20 protein-coding genes are annotated in these 18,783 nt (G+C 73.1%); 11 read left to right on the forward strand and 9 right to left on the reverse strand.

The genetic code is table 11. The annotated features are described in order from the left end of the window. Positions 1-94 precede the first annotated feature (94 nt). Together ACH443_RS08070 and ACH443_RS08075 are read right to left on the reverse strand one after the other, a co-directional pair. Positions 95-1,108 (reverse strand): aldo/keto reductase family protein, encoded by a 1,014-nt coding sequence (locus ACH443_RS08070; RefSeq protein ID WP_429764265.1) that lies wholly within the window; start codon positions 1,106-1,108, stop codon positions 95-97. A gap of 26 nt (positions 1,109-1,134) precedes the next feature. Beyond that, positions 1,135-1,749, reverse strand: a complete 615-nt coding sequence (locus ACH443_RS08075; RefSeq protein ID WP_430556624.1) for a DUF3043 domain-containing protein — start codon at positions 1,747-1,749, stop codon at positions 1,135-1,137. Positions 1,750-1,779: 30 nt separating this feature from the next. On the opposite strand from ACH443_RS08075, the gene ACH443_RS08080 reads away from it, so the two are divergent. Both ACH443_RS08080 and ACH443_RS08085 read left to right on the forward strand, forming a co-directional pair. Then, positions 1,780-3,204 (forward strand): dipeptidase, encoded by a 1,425-nt coding sequence (locus ACH443_RS08080; RefSeq protein WP_430589991.1) that lies wholly within the window; start codon positions 1,780-1,782, stop codon positions 3,202-3,204. A gap of 11 nt (positions 3,205-3,215) precedes the next feature. After that, positions 3,216-4,052, forward strand: coding sequence for a hypothetical protein (locus ACH443_RS08085; protein ID WP_430589992.1), 837 nt, complete (start codon positions 3,216-3,218; stop codon positions 4,050-4,052). A gap of 12 nt (positions 4,053-4,064) precedes the next feature. On the opposite strand, the gene ACH443_RS08090 is transcribed toward ACH443_RS08085, so the two are convergent. Beyond that, positions 4,065-4,448: an Hpt domain-containing protein gene (locus ACH443_RS08090; RefSeq protein ID WP_429764269.1), complete on the reverse strand. Its 384-nt coding sequence runs from the start codon at positions 4,446-4,448 to the stop codon at positions 4,065-4,067. Next, positions 4,445-4,831, reverse strand: a complete 387-nt coding sequence (locus tag ACH443_RS08095) for a response regulator (protein ID WP_429764270.1) — start codon at positions 4,829-4,831, stop codon at positions 4,445-4,447. Before ACH443_RS08095 ends, ACH443_RS08090 begins: the two co-directional genes overlap by 4 nt. Before the next feature lie 132 nt (positions 4,832-4,963). On the opposite strand from ACH443_RS08095, the gene ACH443_RS08100 reads away from it, so the two are divergent. The 3 genes from ACH443_RS08100 to ACH443_RS08110 are packed head-to-tail and all read left to right on the forward strand — an operon-like array spanning position 4,964 to position 8,953. After that, positions 4,964-7,918, forward strand: a complete 2,955-nt coding sequence (locus ACH443_RS08100; protein WP_430589993.1) for a response regulator — start codon at positions 4,964-4,966, stop codon at positions 7,916-7,918. Next, positions 7,915-8,421 carry a pyruvoyl-dependent arginine decarboxylase gene (locus ACH443_RS08105; protein WP_429764272.1) on the forward strand — a complete coding sequence of 169 codons (507 nt, stop codon included), beginning with the start codon at positions 7,915-7,917 and terminating at the stop codon, positions 8,419-8,421. The genes ACH443_RS08100 and ACH443_RS08105 overlap by 4 nt, the downstream gene beginning before the upstream one ends. Continuing rightward, positions 8,411-8,953 carry a hypothetical protein gene (locus ACH443_RS08110; RefSeq protein ID WP_429764273.1) on the forward strand — a complete coding sequence of 181 codons (543 nt, stop codon included), beginning with the start codon at positions 8,411-8,413 and terminating at the stop codon, positions 8,951-8,953. Before ACH443_RS08105 ends, ACH443_RS08110 begins: the two co-directional genes overlap by 11 nt. Before the next feature lie 25 nt (positions 8,954-8,978). Here ACH443_RS08110 and ACH443_RS08115 read toward each other — a convergent pair whose 3' ends face one another. The 3 genes from ACH443_RS08115 to nadA all read right to left on the reverse strand — a co-directional run bounded on the left by ACH443_RS08115 (position 8,979) and on the right by nadA (position 11,483). After that, positions 8,979-9,515 carry an acyl-CoA thioesterase gene (locus tag ACH443_RS08115; RefSeq protein ID WP_429764297.1) on the reverse strand — a complete coding sequence of 179 codons (537 nt, stop codon included), beginning with the start codon at positions 9,513-9,515 and terminating at the stop codon, positions 8,979-8,981. 82 nt (positions 9,516-9,597) lie between these two features. Beyond that, complete coding sequence (locus tag ACH443_RS08120) at positions 9,598-10,209, reverse strand: DJ-1/PfpI family protein (RefSeq protein ID WP_429764274.1); 612 nt, start codon at positions 10,207-10,209, stop codon at positions 9,598-9,600. A gap of 44 nt (positions 10,210-10,253) precedes the next feature. Further along, a complete protein-coding gene (gene nadA / locus ACH443_RS08125; protein ID WP_430589994.1) occupies positions 10,254-11,483 on the reverse strand; it encodes a quinolinate synthase NadA in 1,230 nt (409 codons plus the stop codon). Positions 11,484-11,598: 115 nt separating this feature from the next. Here nadA and ACH443_RS08130 point away from each other — a divergent pair, with 115 nt between their 5' ends. After that, positions 11,599-12,087 carry a hypothetical protein gene (locus tag ACH443_RS08130; RefSeq protein ID WP_429764276.1) on the forward strand — a complete coding sequence of 163 codons (489 nt, stop codon included), beginning with the start codon at positions 11,599-11,601 and terminating at the stop codon, positions 12,085-12,087. Between the two features lie 112 nt (positions 12,088-12,199). Continuing rightward, complete coding sequence (gene erpA, locus ACH443_RS08135; RefSeq protein WP_429764277.1) at positions 12,200-12,550, forward strand: iron-sulfur cluster insertion protein ErpA; 351 nt, start codon at positions 12,200-12,202, stop codon at positions 12,548-12,550. Between the two features lie 81 nt (positions 12,551-12,631). Here erpA and ACH443_RS08140 read toward each other — a convergent pair whose 3' ends face one another. Then, entirely contained in the window at positions 12,632-12,904 is a 273-nt protein-coding gene (locus ACH443_RS08140; protein WP_430589995.1) for a sulfurtransferase TusA family protein, read from the reverse strand. Further along, positions 12,901-14,100, reverse strand: coding sequence for a cysteine desulfurase family protein (locus ACH443_RS08145; RefSeq protein WP_430556620.1), 1,200 nt, complete (start codon positions 14,098-14,100; stop codon positions 12,901-12,903). Before ACH443_RS08145 ends, ACH443_RS08140 begins: the two co-directional genes overlap by 4 nt. Before the next feature lie 370 nt (positions 14,101-14,470). Here ACH443_RS08145 and coxB point away from each other — a divergent pair, with 370 nt between their 5' ends. The 4 genes from coxB (at position 14,471) to ACH443_RS08165 (ending at position 18,640) form a co-directional block, all read left to right on the forward strand. Continuing rightward, a complete protein-coding gene (coxB, locus tag ACH443_RS08150) occupies positions 14,471-15,394 on the forward strand; it encodes a cytochrome c oxidase subunit II (protein ID WP_429764280.1) in 924 nt (307 codons plus the stop codon). Further along, complete coding sequence (gene ctaD / locus ACH443_RS08155; protein WP_429764281.1) at positions 15,394-17,214, forward strand: cytochrome c oxidase subunit I; 1,821 nt, start codon at positions 15,394-15,396, stop codon at positions 17,212-17,214. Before coxB ends, ctaD begins: the two co-directional genes overlap by 1 nt. Beyond that, complete coding sequence (locus ACH443_RS08160; protein WP_429764282.1) at positions 17,211-17,612, forward strand: cytochrome c oxidase subunit 4; 402 nt, start codon at positions 17,211-17,213, stop codon at positions 17,610-17,612. The genes ctaD and ACH443_RS08160 overlap by 4 nt, the downstream gene beginning before the upstream one ends. Before the next feature lie 194 nt (positions 17,613-17,806). Beyond that, positions 17,807-18,640, forward strand: a complete 834-nt coding sequence (locus ACH443_RS08165; RefSeq protein WP_430589996.1) for an LppX_LprAFG lipoprotein — start codon at positions 17,807-17,809, stop codon at positions 18,638-18,640. Positions 18,641-18,783: the final 143 nt, after the last annotated feature.

An 18,783-nucleotide genomic window follows, 5' to 3' on the forward strand; every position in this document is an offset into this window, starting at 1 on the left:
ACGGCACCGTAGCGTCGACGTCGCGGTGGGTCGTCGTCGCGACTCAGGACGAGGACCCACCGCGACGTCGGTCCCGCCGGGGACCGCGGGCCGGTCAGGCCACGCGGGTCTGCGGCGCGTTCTCGGCGGTCTTGGCCGGGTCGCGGACGACGACGTCGCCCAGGACGTCGTCGATCGTCGCCAGGAGCTCGGCCGGGATCGTCACGCCCGAGGCCTTGACGTTCTCCGCGACCTGCTCGGGCCGGGAGGCGCCGACGAGGGCCGCCGCGACGTTGTCGTTCTGCAGCACCCACGCGACAGCGAGCTGCGCCATCGAGAGGCCCAGCTCGTCGGCGACGGGGCGCAGGCCCTGCACGCGCGTGAGCACGTCGTCGTCGAGGAAGCGGCGGATGCTCGACGCGCCGCCCTTCTCGTCGGTCGCGCGCGACCCGGCCGGCAGCGGCTGCCCGGGCACGTACTTCCCGGACAGCACGCCCTGCGCCATCGGCGACCAGACGATCTGCGACAGCCCGCACTCCTGCGAGGCGGGCACGACCTCGTCCTCGATGACCCGCCACAGCATGGAGTACTGCGGCTGGGAGGAGATGAGCTGGAAACCCAGCTGCTTCGCCAGGGCCGCGCCGGCGCGGATCTGGTCCGCCGTCCACTCGGAGACGCCGATGTACAGGGCCTTGCCCTGGCGGACGATGTCGGCGAACGCCTGCATCGTCTCCTCGAGCGGCGTCTCGGTGTCGTAGCGGTGCGCCTGGTAGAGGTCGACGTAGTCCGTGCCGAGGCGCTTCAGCGAGCCGTTGATCGACTCCATGACGTGCTTGCGCGACAGGCCCGTGTCGTTGGGGCCGCCCGGTCCGGTCGGCCAGTACACCTTGGTGAAGATCTCGAGCGACTCGCGACGCTCGCCCGCGAGCGCGTCGCCGAGCACCTGCTCGGCCTTCGTGTTCGCGTAGACGTCCGCGGTGTCGAACGTCGTGATGCCCGCGTCGAGCGCGGCGCGCACGCACTGCGTGGCGACGTCGTTCTCGACCTGCGAACCGTGGGTGAGCCAGTTGCCGTAGGTGATCTCGGAGATCTTCAGACCGCTGTTGCCGAGGTACCGGTAGTTGACCATGCACCCACCCTAGGCGCGGCGCTGGGTCACTCCGGCCAGACGCCGTGCTTCTTCGACGACGGCTTGGGCAGGCGCGAGCGGCGGATCTGGAACGCGCGCATGACGGCGTACATCATCGTGCCCTTCGGCACCTCGCCGAACTTCGCCCGCAGCCGCTTCCGCAGCCCTCGCCACAGCAGGAACGCGTCGGCGATGGTGAGCAGCACGACGGCGTACAGCAGCATCAGCACGACCGCCGCCATCGTCACGTTCTGCATGAAGATGAAGTTCAGGACGATGAAGGCGAAGGCGACGGGCAGGAAGAACTCGCCGAGGTTCCAGCGCGCGTCGACGTAGTCGCGCACGTACCGCTTCAGCGGGCCCTTGTCGCGCGGGGGCAGGTGGCGCTCGTCGCCGGTCTGCATCGCCTTGTACTCGAGGTTGCGCTGCTCGCGCGCCTTCTCTCGCGCCGCCTTGGTCGCGGCCTTGCGGTCGTCGGGCACCAGAGGGCGCTTGTTCGCGGCCTCGGACACGCTGCGCTTGGGCGTGGGGCGGCCCTTGCCGCCGGGCGTGCCGGCCTTCTCGATCTCGGCGGCCGCGTCGACGGGGTCGGTGGAGCCGGGGGACGACGGCGTCGCGTCGGGCTTGTTGCGGGAGAACACGCTCCCAGAGTAGTCGAGCGCGCAGGTAGCGTGAGCCGCGTGACAGACACCCCCGGCAACGCCCAGCACCTCGACGACGCCACCACCCTGCGCGCGCACGTCGAGCGGCAGTTCCCCGCCCTGCAGGCCGACCTCGAGCGTCTCGTGCGCATCCCGAGCGTCTCGGCCGCGGCCTTCGACCAGGCGCACGTCGCGGCGAGCGCCGACGCCGTCGCCGCGCTGCTGCGCGACGCGGGGCTGCCCGACGTGCGGATCCTGCGCTCGGCCCGCCCCGACGGGACGCCCGGGGCGCCCGCCGTCGTCGCGCGCCGTCCCGCGCCCGAGGCCGCCCCGACCGTGCTGCTGTACGCGCACCACGACGTCCAGCCGCCCGGCGACGCCGCCGCGTGGGCGACCGACCCGTTCGAGCCGGTCCAGGTGGGCGAGCGGCTGTACGGCCGCGGCGCCGCGGACGACAAGGCAGGGCTGGTCGCGCACGTCGGCGCGCTGCGCGCCCTGGCCGCCCTCGCGGAGGAGGGCGGCGGCAACCTGCCCGTCGGGATCACCGTGTTCGTCGAGGGCGAGGAGGAGTCGGGGTCCCCGAGCTTCCGCCAGTTCCTCGCCGACCACCGCGAGCTGCTCGCGGCGGACGTCATCGTGGTCGCCGACTCCACGAACTGGAAGGTGGGCGTGCCCGCGCTCACCACCTCGCTGCGCGGCCTGGTCGACGGCGTCGTCGAGGTCGAGGCGCTGGGCCACGCGGTGCACTCGGGCATGTTCGGCGGCCCCGTGCTCGACGCGAACACGCTCCTCGCCCGCCTGATCTCCACCCTGCACGACGACGCCGGCAGCGTCGCGGTGGCGGGCCTGGTCAGCGCCCCGGAGCCGGAGGTCGACTACGACGAGGCGGCATTCCGTGCCGACTCCTCGGTGCTCGACGGCGTCGCGCTCGCGGGCGAGGGCACCATCGCCGGCCGGCTGTGGTCCAAGCCGGCGCTCTCGGTGATCGGCATCGACGCCACGAGCGTCGCGCACGCGTCCAACACGATCGCGCCCCGCGCGGCCGCGAAGCTGTCGCTGCGCATCCCGCCGGGGCAGGAGCCGCAGGCGGCGGAGGACGCGCTGCGCGCCCACCTCGAGACGCACGCGCCGTTCGGAGCACGGGTCACGTGGCGGCCGGGCGAGCAGGGGCGCGCCTTCCACGCCGCGGACGACTCGGCGGCGATGCGCGCCGCGCGGGCGGCCTTCGCGGCGGCCTGGGGCACGGACCCGGTGGACATCGGCGTCGGCGGCTCCATCCCGTTCATCGCCGACCTGCTGGAGTTCTTCCCCGAGGCCGCCGTGCTCGTCACCGGCGTCGAGGACCCGGACTCCCGCGCGCACGGCGCCGACGAGTCGGTGCACCTGGGCGAGCTGCGCAAGGTCGTGCTGGCCGAGGCGCTCCTCCTGCGCCGGGTCGCGGACCTCGAGGGCTGAGGGACCGCGAGATGACGCGGGACGACGCGACGCCCCCGGGCTCCGAGGACGGCTCCGAGGACGGCTTCGAGGACGCGCTCGCCGCGGCGATCATGGTGCCGCTGCTGCCCTGCGGCGGTGACGAGGCCGACCTCGACGAGCTGGTCGCCTTCTGGACGACGCTCGGCCTCGAGGTCACCTACCGGCAGCGCCGGCCCAACCCGATCGTGGCCTTCGGTCGGGGTGGCCTCCAGCTGCAGTACTACGGGATGCCGGGCTGGGACCCGGAGCAGAGCCACTCGACGTGCGTCGTGGCGGTGCCCGACACCGCGCCGGTCTACGAGACGTTCGCCGCCGGTCTGCGCACGCTGTTCGGTCGGTTGCCCCTGTCCGGTGCGCCCCGGGTGACCCGGCCGCGAAAGAGGGCGAACAACGGGGGGCTCAGCGGGTTCAGCCTGATCGACCCGGCCGGCAACTGGGTGCGGGTCACCCGGCTGCCCGACGCGCCGGTCGTCGCGGGGGAGGGCGGCACGACCACCTGGACGACGGGAGGCGGCGGCCCGCTGGCGCGAGCGCTGGAGAACGCCGTCGTCGTCGGGGACTCGCACGGCGACGTCGCCCAGGCCCGCAAGCTCCTGGGCGGCGCCGTCCGCCGCGCCCGGGCGGCGGACGGTTCCTCGCCCGCCGGCGAGCTCGCGCCCGCGCTGGCCTACCTCGCCGAGCTCGCGGTGCGCGCCGGGGACCCCGCCGCGGCGGTCGAGCTCGTCGCCGAGCTCGACGAGCTCGCCGGCGGCCGCGGGGCGGGGGACGCGGCCGTCAGGTCCGCGGCGGACGAGGCGCGCGCCCTGGTGACCGACGCGGCCGGCTGACGCGCCGCAGCCTCAGCTCACCCCGGCCGCCGCGCGGAGGACGTCGAGAGCGACCGGGACGTCGGCGTCGACGCCCGTGCTCAGGGCCGCCTCGAGCCGCCCGGCCGCCTCGGAGAGCCCTACCTCGCCGAACGTCGCGGCCGAGCCCGCCATCGTGTGGCAGAGCCGTACGGCCTCCTCGCGGACCACGGGGTCGTCCCGGGTCTCGGCCGTCGCGAGGAGCTCGGTGAGCCGCCGTGCCCGTCCCCGGTTGCGTTCGCGCGCGCGCCGCCCGAGGGCGGCGATCGCGTCGTCGAGACCCGCGTCGTCGAGCCCGTCGCCGACAGGGCCCGGTGCGCTCCCGCCGTCCGACCCGGTCCTCGGTCGGCCGTGCGGCGTGCCGGGCGAGCCGGTCACGCGTCCCAACCCAGCACGTCAGCGAGGTCGGAGGACAGCTTCAGCGGGTCGAAGGGCTTCGTCAGCACGCCGGTCGCACCCAGGCCGTCGAGCCGCGAGATGTCCTGGCTACCGACCTTCGCGGTGAGGAACACCACCGGTACCTCGCGCAGCTCGGGGACGGCACGCAGCCGGCCGAGGACGGTCGGCCCGTCGTGCACGGGCATCATGACGTCCAGGAGGATCACGTCCGGGCGCACGCGCCGCGCCACGTCCAGGCCTTCCGTGCCGTCGCCGGCCGTGTGCACCTCGTGCCCCCCGACGGCGGACAGCGCGACGGCTGCCACCTCCCTGATCGACGGATCGTCGTCGATGACCACCACGCGTCGGCCCCCCGTCGCCACGTGCTGCGCCTCCTGTCAGTGCCCTTCTCCGATTCCGCACGACGGTACCCCCCGACACGCGAGGACGCCTTTCGTCGCTCCGGGCGTCGGCATCGGGAGCGGAGCGCGCGAACCTCTCCTACCCTCGGGCCCATGGGGGACTCGCGACAGGCGACGGCGCGGGCGCACGCGAGGTTCGTGCGCTGGTGCTGGGTCGCGGCGGTGCTGGTGCTGGCCCTGGTCGTGCTTCTGGCGGGCCCCCTGGACCAGGCCGCGCAGGCTGCGATCTCTCGCGGCGCCATCGCAGCGGCCGGCGTGGTCGCGGCGCTGAGCTGCGGCTGGCGCGCGGCGCGCTCGACGGGGCGTCGACGCCGTGCGTGGGGACTGCTGTCCCTGGGCGGCGCGGTCGGCCTCCTCGGCAACGTGTACGCGGGTCTGGTGGGCGACCCGGCGACCGGCGACACGGCCTACATCGCGGCGCTCCTGCTCGGCGTGGTGGGGATGGCGCTGTTCCCGACCGTGCGACCGCGCGGTCACGAGTTGGTCCGCATGCTGCTCGACAGCGTGGTCGTCGGAGGCTCGGTCCTGTACATCGCGGTCTTCAGCGTCGCCCTGGGGGGCGCCGGCGGCTTCGAGGCCGAGCCGGCTCTCACCGCGTACGCACTGCCGGTCGTGGACGCGCTCCTGGCGACGCTGGCCGTCCTCGTCCTCACCCGGTCGCCCGCGGCCGAACGGGTGCCCCTGGGCCTCGTCGGCATCGGGTTCGTCCTCTACGCCGTGGCCGACGTCGCGTTCGCGCTCCTCACGGCCGAGGGGGGCTTCACGTTCGGCAGCCCTGTCGACGTCGGGTGGGTGGGCGGCTATCTCGCCATCGCGGTCGCCGCCCGGCACCCGGCGGCATCGGGCAGCCCCGTGACCAGCCAGCGGACCGACGGCTCGCCCGTCCTCGGCACCGTCATCACCTTCGGGCTCTTCCTCACGGCGGCGCTCGTGCGCGTGGGGCAGGCGAACGACGAGTTCCCCTGGGTGGCGAACCCGCTCTGGGCGGCCGTGCTGGTCGCGGTCGCGGTCCGCCAGATCCTCGTCGTCGTCGACAACGAGTCGCTGCGCCACGGGCTGGAACGGCGCGTCGAGGAACGCACCGCGCAGCTGCGCGCGTTGGCGAGCGAGCGGGAGCGCACCCTCGAGTCCGTCGCCGACGGGATCTACGGCGTCGACTCGAGCGGGCGCGTCACCTTCGTCAACGACGCCGGTGCCCGGACGCTGGGCGTGGCGGCGGCCGACCTGGTGGGACGCGACGCGCACGAGACCTTCCACGCGCCGGCCGAGGACGGCACCCCGTACCCGGCGGCGGGCTGCTACATCACCGAGGCCGTGCGCGACGGGCTCACCGCGACCGCGGAGCAGGACGTCTACCGCCGGCCCGACGGCAAGGACGTCCCGGTCGAGGTCGCCGCCAGCCCTCTGCGCACGGACGACGCGATCAGCGGCGCCGTCGTCGTGTTCCGCGACATCTCCGAGCGGCGCGAGGTGGAGCGCATCAAGGACGAGTTCGTCTCCGTCGTGAGCCACGAGCTGCGCACCCCGCTCACCTCGATCCGCGGCGCGCTGGGGCTGCTCGACAGCGGGGTGCTCGACCGGTCCTCCGACCAGGCCGCCCGCATGGTGCACATCGCCCTCACGAGCAGCGAGCGGCTGGGCCGGCTCGTGGACGACATCCTCGACGTCGAGCGCATGGACGCGGGGACGACACAGCTCGAGCTCGCCGAGCACCGGCTCGACGGCCTCGTCGCCGCCGCGGTGGAGCAGGTCTCGATCCAGGCCGACGACGCCGGGGTGACCCTGTCGCCGGACGACGGCCCCGAGCTGGTGCGCGTCGACGGCGAGCGCATCGTCCAGACCCTGACCAACCTGCTCAGCAACGCCGTGAAGTTCTCGCCGCGAGGCAGCACCGTGCGGGTGTCCGCCCGGCCGGTGGGGGACCTCGTCGAGGTGCGCGTCGACGACGAGGGGCGGGGGATCCCGCCGGACAAGCTCGAGACCGTCTTCCGCCGCTTCGAGCAGGTGGACGCCTCGGACGCGCGCGAGCGCGGCGGCACGGGGCTGGGCCTGGCCATCGCCCGCAGCATCGTCGAGCGGCACGGCGGGCGGATGTGGGCCGAGAGCGACGGGGACGGGCACGGCTCCAGCTTCCGGCTGACCCTGCCGCGCGTGGTCGCGCCCGCACCGTCCCGCACCGGGGCGCCGAGGGCGGCGTCCGACGCCGCGTCGACGGCGGCGTCCGAGCCGTCGCTCGTGGGGGCGGCCGTCGCGACGGGCACCCGGGTCGTCGTCGTCGACGACGACCCGTACGTGGTCGACGTGCTGCGCGCCGTGCTGGAGGCCCGCGGGTACGTCGTCATCGGGGTGACCGACGGGCGCGCGGCGCTCGAGGCCGTCGAGGCGGAGGCCCCCGATGCGATCGTGCTGGACCTGGCGATGCCCGGGACGGACGGCGCCGAGGTGCTCCGGCAGCTGCGTCTCTCGGCGGCCACCGCCGAGCTGCCGGTGGTCGTCGTGTCGGGCACCGCCCCGTCGGACGCCCGGGAGGCAGCCGCGCTCGCGGACGGCTGGCTCGTCAAGCCCGTCGACCCCGCCCGCCTCGCGGCGACCGTCCGCGAGGTCGTCCTGCTGCGCCCACACCACGAGCGCGTCCTCGTGGTCGAGGACGACGACGACCTCCGGGCCGTCCTGACAACCGTCCTGGAGAGCGCGGGCCTGGTCGTGACGCCGGCCCGTGGCCTGGCCGAGGCGCGCGCCGCCCTTGACGACGGCGGGGAGCCGCACCTGGTGCTGCTCGACCTGCGCCTGCCCGACGGCACCGGGCACGACCTCGTGGCGGACCTGCGACGCAGCGGCCGCCTGCACCGGACTCCGCTCGTCGTCTACTCGGGCGCCGAGGTCGGTCCGGCCGAGCGGGAGGACCTCCGCCTGGGCAGTACCGTCTTCCTCACCAAGGGGCGGGAGGCGCCGGACGCGGTCCTGCGCCCCGTCCTGGACCTCCTGGACGCCGCCGCGGGACGTACCGTCGACGGGTCCGCCGACCGCCCGACCCCGAGGACCACATGACCGAGCCCCTGACCATCCGCGTAAGCACCGGCACCGGGACGGGCCGCACGACGCTCGCAGCCTTCGACGCGGCCCTCGTCGCCGCCGGGGTGGGTGACTTCAACCTCGTGCGGCTGAGCTCCGTCGTGCCACCGGGCAGCGGGGTCCTGGAGGTGGACGGGCGCGACCAGCTCCGGGGTGAGCACGGCGACGCGCTGTACTGCGTGTACGCCGCCGGTCATGCCTCGCTGCCCGGCCACGAGGCCTGGGCCGGGGTCGCGTGGTCGCGGCGCGACGACGGCAGCGGCGCCGGGCTCTTCGTCGAGCACGACGGTCCGTCGCACGAGCAGGTCGAGACGGACCTCACGCACAGCCTCGACGACCTGTCCGCGATCCGCGGGGGCGCGTACCACCAGGAGGGGCGGCGGATCACCGGCCTGGCCTGCGAGACGCTCCCCGTCTGCGCCGTCGTCGTGGCGACGTTCCGTCGGGCCGGGTGGGAGGAGCTGGGCCGTGCGCGCTGACGTCACCTTCGAGCACACCGTGACCGGTGAGGTCGCCGAGGACTTCTGGCGCCTCTACCTGGAGGCGTTCGAGCCGCTGCGCACGCGCGCCGCGGCCCGCCACGTGCTGCACCGCGAGGAGTTCGACGAGGAGATGGCCGACCCGCGCGTGCTGAAGCTCCTCGCGCACGACCGTGCCGGGGAGTCGGTCGGCCTGACGACGCTCGCGACGGACCTGGCCGCGGTGCCGTGGGTGAGCCCGGAGTTCTTCGCGGCCCGCTACCCGGAGCACGCGGCGCGCGGCGCGGTCTGGTACATCGGCTTCACCCTCGCGCACCCCGGCCGGCGCGCCACGCGCACCTTCATGGACATGATCGACGCGCTGGTCGCCCACCTCGCCGAGCACCGGGTCGTGTGCGCGTACGACGTGTCCCGCTTCAACGACGACTCGCTGCGGTTCGCCGACAACCTGCGCCGCCGCCTCGAGCGCACGCAGGACGTCACGGTCGAGACCGTGGACCGGCAGACCTACTACGCGACGACGTTCCACTGACGGCGCGCGCTGCCGCCCACGCGCGTCAGGCCCGGTCGGGGTCCCGGTGCGCGACGTCGAGCGCCCGGGCCCAGGCGGCGACGTCGTCGGGCAGGTCGGGGCTCTGCGCCGGAGCCTCCGGGCCCATGAGCGCGACGACGTCCGGCGCGGGGACCCGGGCGTTCCCCGGGCCGAGGAACCGGCCGGCCACGTAGCCGCGGCCGTAGAGCTGGCCGCGGCACGTGAAGACCTGCTCGATGTAGATCACGCGCTCGTCCCAGCCGAGCACGCGCGTGGTGATCTCGAACCGGTCGCCCAGCTTCAGGGAGCGCTTGTACGTCATCGTCGACGCCGCGACCACCGGGTACCACCTGCGGTCGCCGATCTTGGCGAAGCCGTCGAGGTCGGCGATGAAGTTGGACCGTGCCACGTCCATCATCTGCAGGTACGAGCCGTTGTTGACGTGCAGGTACAGGTCGAGGTCGCCGGGGTGCACGCGCATGCGCGTCACGGACGGGTCGAGCAGACCCTGGCCGGGCACCGGCTTGCGGGGGCGCAGGGACGCCCAGGTGAGCTGGATCATTCGAGTCACCCGCGCAGGCTATATCGGCGACCGGCGGTATCAGATACCGTTCGCCCGGCCGCGCGCGCGGACGACCCGGGGGTCAGACCGGGGGAGCGGGGTCGTACTGGATCCCCCGGCGCACCGCGCGCGCCACCTCGGGCGACTCGAGCCGGGCCACCAAGTGCAGGGCCATGTCGATCCCGGCCGAGACGCCGGCCGCGGTCACGACGTCCCCGTCGTCGACGAACCTCGCCTCGGTGTCCACGACGACGCTCGGGTCGATCTCCGCCAGCTCGTCGTAGTGGTCGCGGTGCGTCGTCGCCGGCCGGCCGGCGAGCAGTCCCGCCGCCGCGAGCACCAGGGCGCCCGTGCACACGCTCGCGAGGACCGGCGTCTGCACGCGCACCTGCCGCAGCCACTCCAGGTGGGTCGGGTCGGCCATCATGGCGCGGGTGCCCCAGCCGCCCGGGTAGACCAGCACGTGCAGCGGGCCGACGTCGTCCGCGGAGCGGGCGGGCACGAGCCGCAGGCCCTTGGCGAGGCGCACGCCGTCGCCGTCGCGCGAGAAGGTGCTCACGTGCGGCTTCGGCCCCGACTCGGTGCTCGAGTGCTGCTCCCAGGCCGCGAGGACCTCGAACGGCCCGACGACGTCGAGCTCCTCCGCGTCGTCGAACACGAGGATGCCGATGTGGAGCCCGCCGTCGGTGCTCATGCCTTCTCCTGCGTCGTCAGGGCCGTCGCGGCCCCACGGTCATGTCAGATCCCGGGCAGCGCCAGCATCTGGTCGAGCGCTACGCGGGCCCAGTGGGCGTCGTCGGCGTCGACCACGATCCGGTTGACCACGCGTCCCTCGACCAGCGACTCCATCGCCCACACCAGGTGCGGGAGGTCGATGCGGTTCATGGTCGAGCAGAAGCACACGGTCGAGTCCAGGTAGTGCACCTGCTTGTCAGGGTGCGCCTTGGCGAGACGGCGCACCAGGTTGAGCTCGGTGCCGATCGCCCAGGAGCTGCCGGGCTCGGCGGCGTCGAGGGCCTTGATGATGAACTCGGTGGACCCCACCTGGTCCGCCGCGGTGATCACCTCGTGCTTGCACTCCGGGTGGGCCATCACCGTCACGCCGGGCACCCTCGCCCGGACGTCCTCGACGTTGCGCGCGGAGAAGCGCCCGTGCACCGAGCAGTGCCCCCGCCACAGGATCACGCGCGCGTCGCGCAGCTGCTGCTCGGTGAGGCCGCCGAGCGGCTTGCGCGGGTCGTAGACCACGCAGTCGTCCAGGCTCAGGCCGAGCTGGAGGACGGCGGTGTTGCGGCCCAGGTGCTGGTCCGGCAGGAACAGCACCTTGCCGATGCCCTCCACGCCGCCCACCCGGTCGAACGCCCAGCGCAGCGCGACCTGCGCGTTCGACGACGTGCAGACGGTGCCGCCGTGGCGGCCGGTGAACGCCTTGATCGCGGCGGACGAGTTCATGTAGGTGACGGGCACGGTGTCGTCGGCGATCCCGACGTCCTGCAGCACCGCCCACGCCTCCTCGACCTGGCCGATCTCGGCCATGTCCGCCATGGAGCAGCCCGCGGCGAGGTCGGGCAGCACGACCTGCTGCGCGTCCGACGTGAGGATGTCGGCGCTCTCGGCCATGAAGTGCACGCCGCAGAACAGGACGAACTCCGCCTCGGGACGGGCGGCGGCCTCGCGCGCGAGCTTGAAGGAGTCCCCGGTGACGTCGGCGAAGTCGATGACCTCGTCGCGCTGGTAGTGGTGCCCGAGCACGAACGCGCGCTCGCCCAGGGCGGCCCGCGCGGCGCGGGCCCGCTCCACCAGGTCCGGGTCCGACGGCGACGGCAGCGCCCCGGTGCACTCGACGCCCCGCTCGGAGGCGAGGTCGCGGCCCTGGCCGAGGAGCAGCAGCGCGGAGGGTGCGGGCTCGGCGAAACCGGCCGTGGTGCCGGTCGAGGTGCCCGCGGTGTCGTTCAGCAGGGTGGTCACGCGCCCATATTTCCACAGCGCCCGTGCGCGGCGCGCCGTGCGTCCGCGTCTCCGCCGGCGTCGCGTCCGGGACGTCGAGCGTCCGCGGCGCCGCCGGGTGTGCCACGATCGCGGCATGCAGGTGCTGCTCTGCGTCGGCGAGGACGCCGGCCCTCTGGCCCCCGCGCTCGCGACGGCGTGGCGGGAGGCCGCACCGTCGTGCGACGTGACCGCCGTCGTCCTGCCCGGCACCCCGTCCGACACGATGCCGCCCGGGGAGGCCCGACCGGCGCTCGCGGGCGTGTTCGTCCCCCTGGACGCCCTCGGGCTGTCGAGCGTCGCGGGGCCGGAGGAGGGGCCGCTCACCGGCCCGGCCGCGGAGGCCGACCTCGTCGTCGTGCACGTCCCCGTGCTGGACGGCACGACCCTGCGCGAGGGGAGCGTCCCCGCCGCCGTGGCGGCCGCCGCGCCGCACGCCGTCCCGGTCGTGGTGCTGGCCGGGCGCAGCGAGGTGTCGCGGCGCGAGTGGTCCGGGGCCGGGGTGAGCGGCGTGCACGAGACGGGGGCCGACGCCGTGCCGGCGACCGCGCGCGTGGCGCGGACCTGGGCGCCGTCCTGGGCATGACCGCCACGACCTCGACGGCTGCCGCGCCGCGCCTGTGACCCGCGTCATCGCGCCCACGGAATTCGCGCGTAGGATCGGGAACAGCCGTACCGGTCCGCCTGTTGGAGGAAGCATGACCGACACCACCGAGATCGCCACGCACGCCGTGGACCTGTCCGACGTCGCCGCCGACAAGGTTCGCAGCCTGCTCGAGCAGGAGGGCCGCGACGACCTCCGTCTGCGGGTGGCCGTCCAGCCCGGCGGCTGTTCCGGCCTCATCTACCAGCTCTACTTCGACGAGCGTCTCCTCGACGGCGACGCCCTGCGCGACTTCGACGGCGTCGAGGTCGTCGTGGACCGCATGAGCGTGCCCTACCTCGAGGGCGCGAAGATCGACTTCGCGGACACCATCGAGAAGCAGGGCTTCACGATCGACAACCCGAACGCCGGCAGCTCCTGCGCCTGCGGCGGTTCCTTCAGCTGAACCGCTGAGCGACCTCGACGGCCCGGCCGCCCCCACGGGGTGGCCGGGCCGTCGTCGTGGCGGGCCGGGTGTCGTCGCGGCTCAGGAGTCGGCGCCCAGCCGCACGGTGAGCGACCACACGCACCTGGTGCCTCCGTCTGCTTCCTCGTCCGGGGTCACCTCCGCCTCGGCGACGGTCGCGTGCCCCCGCATCCGGGCCCAGGCGGGCACGTCGTGCCGGGCCGCCGGGTCGGTCGACAGCACGGTCACGAGCGTCCCGGCGGGCAGGTCGCGGGACGCCGCGGCCAGCCGGATCACGGGCAGCGGGCAGCGCAGGCCGCGGGCGTCGACGACCACGGCGTCGCCGGCGCTCACAGCCCGCCCACCCCGAGCACGTCGCGCACCCGCCGCACGGCGCCCGGCAGGACGGCCAGGAAGCGGTCGACGTCGTCCTCGGTGGTCGACCGGTCGAGGGCGATCCGCACGTTGCCGTGCGTGAGCACCCCCATCGCCGCGAGCACGTGCGACGGCTCCAGGGTGCTCGCGGTGCAGGCGGAGCCGGAGCCGACGGCGAAGCCCGCCCGGTCCAGCTCCGTCACGAGCGCCTCGCCGTCGACGTACAGGCACGAGAACGTGACGACGTGGGGGAGCCGGTCGTCCGGCTCGCCCACCACCTCGACGTCGGGGACGGCTGCGGCCGCCTCCCGCACGCGCTGCGTGAGGAGCCGGCGCCGCTCGTCCTGCGCGGCGCGGTCGGCCTCCGTGGCCTGCAGGGCCACGGCGGCGGCGAACGCGGCGGGCACGCTCACCCCGCCGGGCGCCCAGGGGTCGGCGTCCTCAGGCGCGGGTGGGACGGCCCGCACGCGCTGACGCACAGCGAGCACACCCACCCCGGCGGGCCCGCCCCAGTCGGCCGGGTGGGCGGCGAGGAGGTCCCAGGCGTCGGGCACGACGTCGTGGCCCAGCGATGCGCCCGCGTCCACGAGGAGCGGCACCCCCGCGACCCGGGTGGCCTCGTGCACGGTGCTCAGCGGCTGCCGCGTGCCCACCTCGCCGTTGGCGTGCTGGAGCGCCGCGAGCGCGACGCCGGGGCGCGCGACGCGGTCCGCGAAGGCGTCCGCGTCGACGCGACCGTGGCGGTCGACGCCGACCACCGCGCGCTCGCCCTCCTGGGCCTGTGCGGCGGCGGCTGCCGCGTGCAGCACCGCCGCGCGCTCGGTGCCGCCCACGACGACGTCCCCGCCCGCGCGGCGCCGGGCCTTCGCGGTGCCCACCAGGGCGTCGCGCAGCGCGGACGCGTGTCCGGCCGTGAAGCGCACCTCCTCCGTACGCGCCCCCAGGACTGCGGCGACCGCCTCCCGCGCGCCGTCGAGGAGGCGCGCCGCCCTGCGTCCCTCCGTGTGCAGACGGTGCGGGTCGGCCCAGCCGTCGTCGAGCGCCTGCAGGAGGGCCTGCCGCGCGAGCGGGTGCAGCGGGGCGCCGCCGCCGTTGTCCAGGTGCACCCGCGAGGCGGACGCCGTGGGCGGCGCCGCGGGGGAGTGGTTCCCGGTCGGCTCGGTGGTGTCGGTCACAGGCGTGCTCCGTGGGGGCTGACGTGCGTCCCGACGCCGAGTCGAGGCGCGTCGGGCGGGCGCGGATTGCGCACCCGGGGCACGATCGTGCCATCTTCGGGGCGTCGAGGTCCGGTCGGTCGGGGTCCGGGACGGTCCGGAGGATCTGACACTCCCGAGGATCGATCTGACACTCTCCTGGGGTCTGTGTGCAAGAAGGAGTTGTGGACGTCCCGTGCGGAAAGAGTCACGCCCCGAGGGTGCTTTTGCGGCGTCGAACCTGCTCCGGGCGCGCTAGGCTGCACCTCATCGAGGACGAAGGTCCTGTCCGCGTGCCTGTTGCCCAGAGGGGCCGTGGCGGTCGGGCAGGACGTGACGTGAAAGGCCTCCCTTGCACTCGAAGAGCCCCACCCGCACCCGGCGGGTCATCCTGCGCGCGACGGCTATCGCCGGCGCCGTCGCCGTGTTGGCCTCCGGTTGTGCCAGCGACTCCGTCAAGCGCGGATACCTGCCCGGCTACGCCGACGGGGAGGTGACCAACCAGACCGAGCGAATCACGAACCTCTGGGTCGGCTCCTGGATCGCGGCGCTGATCGTCGGTGTGATCACGTGGGGCCTGATGCTGTGGTGCGTCGCGGCGTACCGCAAGCGCCGGGACGACCACCAGCTCCCGATCCAGACGCGCTACCACATGCCGCTCGAGATCATGTACACGGCCGTGCCGACGATCATGATCCTCGTCCTGTTCTTCTACACGGACCGCGACATGTCGGCCGTGCAGGACACCAGCGCCGAGCCGGACGTGAACATCCAGGTCATCGGCAAGCAGTGGAGCTGGGACTTCAACTACCTGGACTCCGACGTCTACGACTCCGGGCAGCACCTGCTCGACGTCGGCGGCCAGACGATCGACGACGAGGTCGACGGTGCCCCGGGCACGTCGAAGGACGTCCCGACGCTGTACCTCCCGGTCGACCAGACGGTCGAGTTCACGCTGGACTCCCGCGACGTCATCCACTCGTTCTGGATCCCCGCCTTCCTGTACAAGCAGGACATGATCCCGGGCCGGACCAACACCTTCCAGGTCACCCCGACCCGTGAGGGCACGTACGCCGGCAAGTGCGCCGAGCTCTGCGGCGAGTTCCACTCCGGGATGCTCTTCAACGTCAAGGTCGTCTCGCAGGCGGAGTACGACGCCCACATGGCCGACCTCGAGGCCGCGGGCCAGACCGGCGAGCTCGGGCTCGACCTGAACCGCCAGCAGCACGACGCGAACTTCCCGCAGGAAGACACCCTCCCGGAGGTCGAGAACTGATGGCGGCCACGACTGCCCCCGCGCACGACGTCGAGGTCATCCCCGGTCTCGCGCCGAAGCGCCAGAACCTCGGTCGCACCGTGGTCAAGTGGATCACCTCCACCGACCACAAGACGATCGGCTACCTGTACCTCATCACGTCGTTCATCTGGTTCGCGGTGGGAGGCATCCTCGCCCTGCTCATCCGCGCCGAGCTGTTCATGCCCGGCCTGCAGGTGGTGCAGAGCAAGGAGCAGTACAACCAGCTCTTCACGATGCACGGCACGATCATGCTGCTGCTGTTCGCGACACCCCTGTTCGCGGGCTTCGCCAACGTGATCATGCCCCTGCAGATCGGCGCGCCCGACGTCGCGTTCCCGCGGCTCAACATGTTCGCGTACTGGCTGTTCCTCTTCGGTGGCCTCATCGCGGCGGCGGGCTTCTTCACCCCGCAGGGCGCCGCGTCGTTCGGCTGGTTCGCGTACGCACCGTTGTCGAACACGACGTTCAGTCCAGGGCTAGGCGGAGACCTCTGGGTGTTCGGCCTCGCGCTGGCGGGCTTCGGCACCATCCTCGGTGCCGTCAACTTCATCACCACGATCATCACGATGCGCGCGCCGGGCATGACCATGTTCCGGATGCCGATCTTCACGTGGAACACGCTCGTCACGAGCCTCCTCGTGCTGATGGCCTTCCCGCCGCTGGCCTCCGCGCTCTTCGCGCTGGGCGCCGACCGTCGTCTCGGGGCGCAGGTCTTCAACCCCGAGAACGGCGGGGCGATCCTCTGGCAGCACCTGTTCTGGTTCTTCGGCCACCCCGAGGTGTACATCATCGCGCTGCCGTTCTTCGGCATCGTGTCGGAGATCTTCCCGGTCTTCAGCCGCAAGCCGATCTTCGGCTACAAGGGCCTGATCTACGCGACGATCGCGATCGCGGCGCTGTCCGTGACGGTGTGGGCCCACCACATGTACGTGACCGGCGCGGTGCTCCTGCCGTTCTTCGCCTTCATGACGATGCTGATCGCCATCCCGACCGGTGTGAAGTTCTTCAACTGGATCGGCACGATGTGGCGCGGGAAGCTCACGTTCGAGACACCGATGCTGTGGTCGATCGGCTTCCTCGTGACCTTCCTCTTCGGCGGCCTGACGGGCATCATCCTGTCCAGCCCCGCCCTGGACTTCCACCTGTCCGACTCGTACTTCGTGGTGGCGCACTTCCACTACGTGGTCTTCGGCACCGTGGTGTTCGCGATGTTCGCCGGCTTCTACTTCTGGTGGCCGAAGTTCACGGGCCGGATGCTCAACGAGCGGCTCGGCAAGATCCACTTCTGGCTGCTGTTCATCGGCTTCCACATGACGTTCCTCATCCAGCACTGGCTGGGCGTCGAGGGCATGGCCCGTCGGTACGCCGACTACATGCCCGAGGAGGGCTTCACCTGGGAGAACCAGGTGTCGACCATCGGCGCGTTCATCCTGGCGGCCTCCACGCTGCCGTTCCTGTGGAACGTGTACACGACCTGGCGCAACGCGCCGAAGGTCACCGTCGACGACCCGTGGGGCTACGGCCGCTCCCTCGAGTGGGCCACCAGCTGCCCGCCGCCGCGGCACAACTTCACCTCGCTGCCGCGCATCCGCTCGGAGTCGCCGGCCTTCGACCTGCACCACCCCGAGGTCGCGGCGATGGAGCAGGCGCCGGGCCACGGGCCTCTGGTCCAGGTCTACGGTGACCCGGACCGGCGCGGGCACCAGCAGCTGGTCGAGGAGCGTCGCGACAGCGCGCAGTCGTCGGCTGCCCAGTCGACCACCACCGTGATCGACGACGAGGGGGAGAACCGCAAGTGAAGATCGAGATCAAGCTCTTCCTGTTCCTCGCCCCGTTCTTCGTGCTCGTCGGAGTGATCTACGGCTTCGTCACGCACTTCCAGGAGCCGGTCGGCTACCTCGGCATCCCGCTGGTGGGTGCGCTCGTCGCGATGGTGGGCGCCTACCTCGCGCTCACCGCCCGTCGTATCGACCCCCGTCCGGAGGACGACGAGGAGGGCGAGATCGAGCAGGGCGCCGGCGACCAGGGCGTGTACTCGCCGTGGAGCTGGTGGCCGCTGGTGATCGCCGCCGCCGCCGCGATCGCGTTCCTCGGGCTTGCCGTGGGCTGGTGGGTGCTCTACATCGGCTTCATCCTCGGGGTCATCGGGCTCGTCGGCTGGGTGTTCGAGTTCAGCCGCGGTCAGCACGCCCACTGAGGCTTCTGCTGCGGGAAGGGCCCCTCACGCGCGTCGCGTGAGGGGCCCTTCGCCGTTCCCCCGGGGGCGTCCTAGGGCCGAGACGGCGCGGGACACGGATCGACAACGATCCGCGACGGTGCTGTCCGACCCGCTGACCGTGCAGTGCATCCCGTGATGCAATGAAACTTCACGATTCCCTGAGAAGGAGCATCATGCGCGTCCCCCAGAAGACCGTGGCCCTGGCATCGGCGGGCCTGGTCGCCCTCGCCCTGAGCGCCTGCGGGAGCGAGGAGCCCGCGGCCCCCGCCGCCGGCGAGCAGGCCGCCGAGGAGCCGGCGGCGAAGATCGCGACGGTCTCGACGATGACGGACCTGGCCGGGCAGATGCAGGCCGCGCAGGAAGAGGCGTCGAGCGCGCACATGGAGCTGACGTACTCGGGCGAGCTCGCCGAGTCGGCGGGGATGACCGAGAGCACCACGTCGGCCGACGTGGCCTACGGCCCGACGTTCGACGAGACGACCATGCAGATGTCCATGGCGGTCATGGGTATGGACATGGACATCGTGCTGCTCGACGGCACGATCTACCTGTCCATGGGGGAGATGACCCAGGGCAAGTACCTGTCGATGACCGCTGAGGACATGGCGGAGGACCCGGCCCTCGCAGGCACGATCGACTCGATGGAGTCCATGGACGCGGCCTCGCAGGCAGAGGCGATGGCGGACGCCGTGACCTCGTTCGAGCACACCGGCACCGAGACCCTCGACGGGGTCGAGACCCAGGTCTACACGGCCACGATCGACCCGTCCAAGGTGAAGGACGGCACGGCGGGCATCGACGCGTCGACCGCGGACCAGCTCGGCGAGATCTCCGCGGTCTACAAGGTGGACCCGCGGGGCCTGCCCGTGCAGGCCGACATCACGATGGAGGTCGAGGGTCAGGAGATGGTCGTCGAGTCCACGTTCAGCAAGTGGGGCGAGCCGGTCGACGTCACGGCGCCCGCCGAGGACGACGTGATCCCGTACTCGGAGTTCGGTCAGGGCTGATCCCGCGAGATAGAGAGACTCGGGGGGGTGGTGTGGGGGGGGGGGGGGGGGGGGGGCGCGGGCCGCCCCCCCCCCCCCGCCGCGGGGGGGGGGGGGGGGGGCGCGGGGGGGGGCCCGCGCCCCCACCCCGCGGGGGGGGGGCC

The organism is Isoptericola sp. NPDC019571 (genome assembly GCF_044389385.1).
GTDB lineage: Bacteria > Actinomycetota > Actinomycetes > Actinomycetales > Cellulomonadaceae > Isoptericola > Isoptericola nanjingensis.

What these genes read in the sequence shown, in the direction of transcription:
- ACH443_RS08100 (WP_430589993.1), top strand. Translation starts at nt 4,964, where the DNA reads ATGGGGGACTCGCGACAGGCGACGGCGCGGGCGCACGCGAGGTTCGTG.
- ACH443_RS08085 (WP_430589992.1), top strand. Translation starts at nt 3,216, where the DNA reads ATGACGCGGGACGACGCGACGCCCCCGGGCTCCGAGGACGGCTCCGAG.
- ACH443_RS08070 (WP_429764265.1), bottom strand. Translation starts at nt 1,108, where the DNA reads ATGGTCAACTACCGGTACCTCGGCAACAGCGGTCTGAAGATCTCCGAG.
- ctaD (WP_429764281.1), top strand. Translation starts at nt 15,394, where the DNA reads ATGGCGGCCACGACTGCCCCCGCGCACGACGTCGAGGTCATCCCCGGT.
- ACH443_RS08130 (WP_429764276.1), top strand. Translation starts at nt 11,599, where the DNA reads ATGCAGGTGCTGCTCTGCGTCGGCGAGGACGCCGGCCCTCTGGCCCCC.
- erpA (WP_429764277.1), top strand. Translation starts at nt 12,200, where the DNA reads ATGACCGACACCACCGAGATCGCCACGCACGCCGTGGACCTGTCCGAC.
- ACH443_RS08120 (WP_429764274.1), bottom strand. Translation starts at nt 10,209, where the DNA reads ATGAGCACCGACGGCGGGCTCCACATCGGCATCCTCGTGTTCGACGAC.
- ACH443_RS08165 (WP_430589996.1), top strand. Translation starts at nt 17,807, where the DNA reads ATGCGCGTCCCCCAGAAGACCGTGGCCCTGGCATCGGCGGGCCTGGTC.
- ACH443_RS08105 (WP_429764272.1), top strand. Translation starts at nt 7,915, where the DNA reads ATGACCGAGCCCCTGACCATCCGCGTAAGCACCGGCACCGGGACGGGC.
- ACH443_RS08115 (WP_429764297.1), bottom strand. Translation starts at nt 9,515, where the DNA reads ATGATCCAGCTCACCTGGGCGTCCCTGCGCCCCCGCAAGCCGGTGCCC.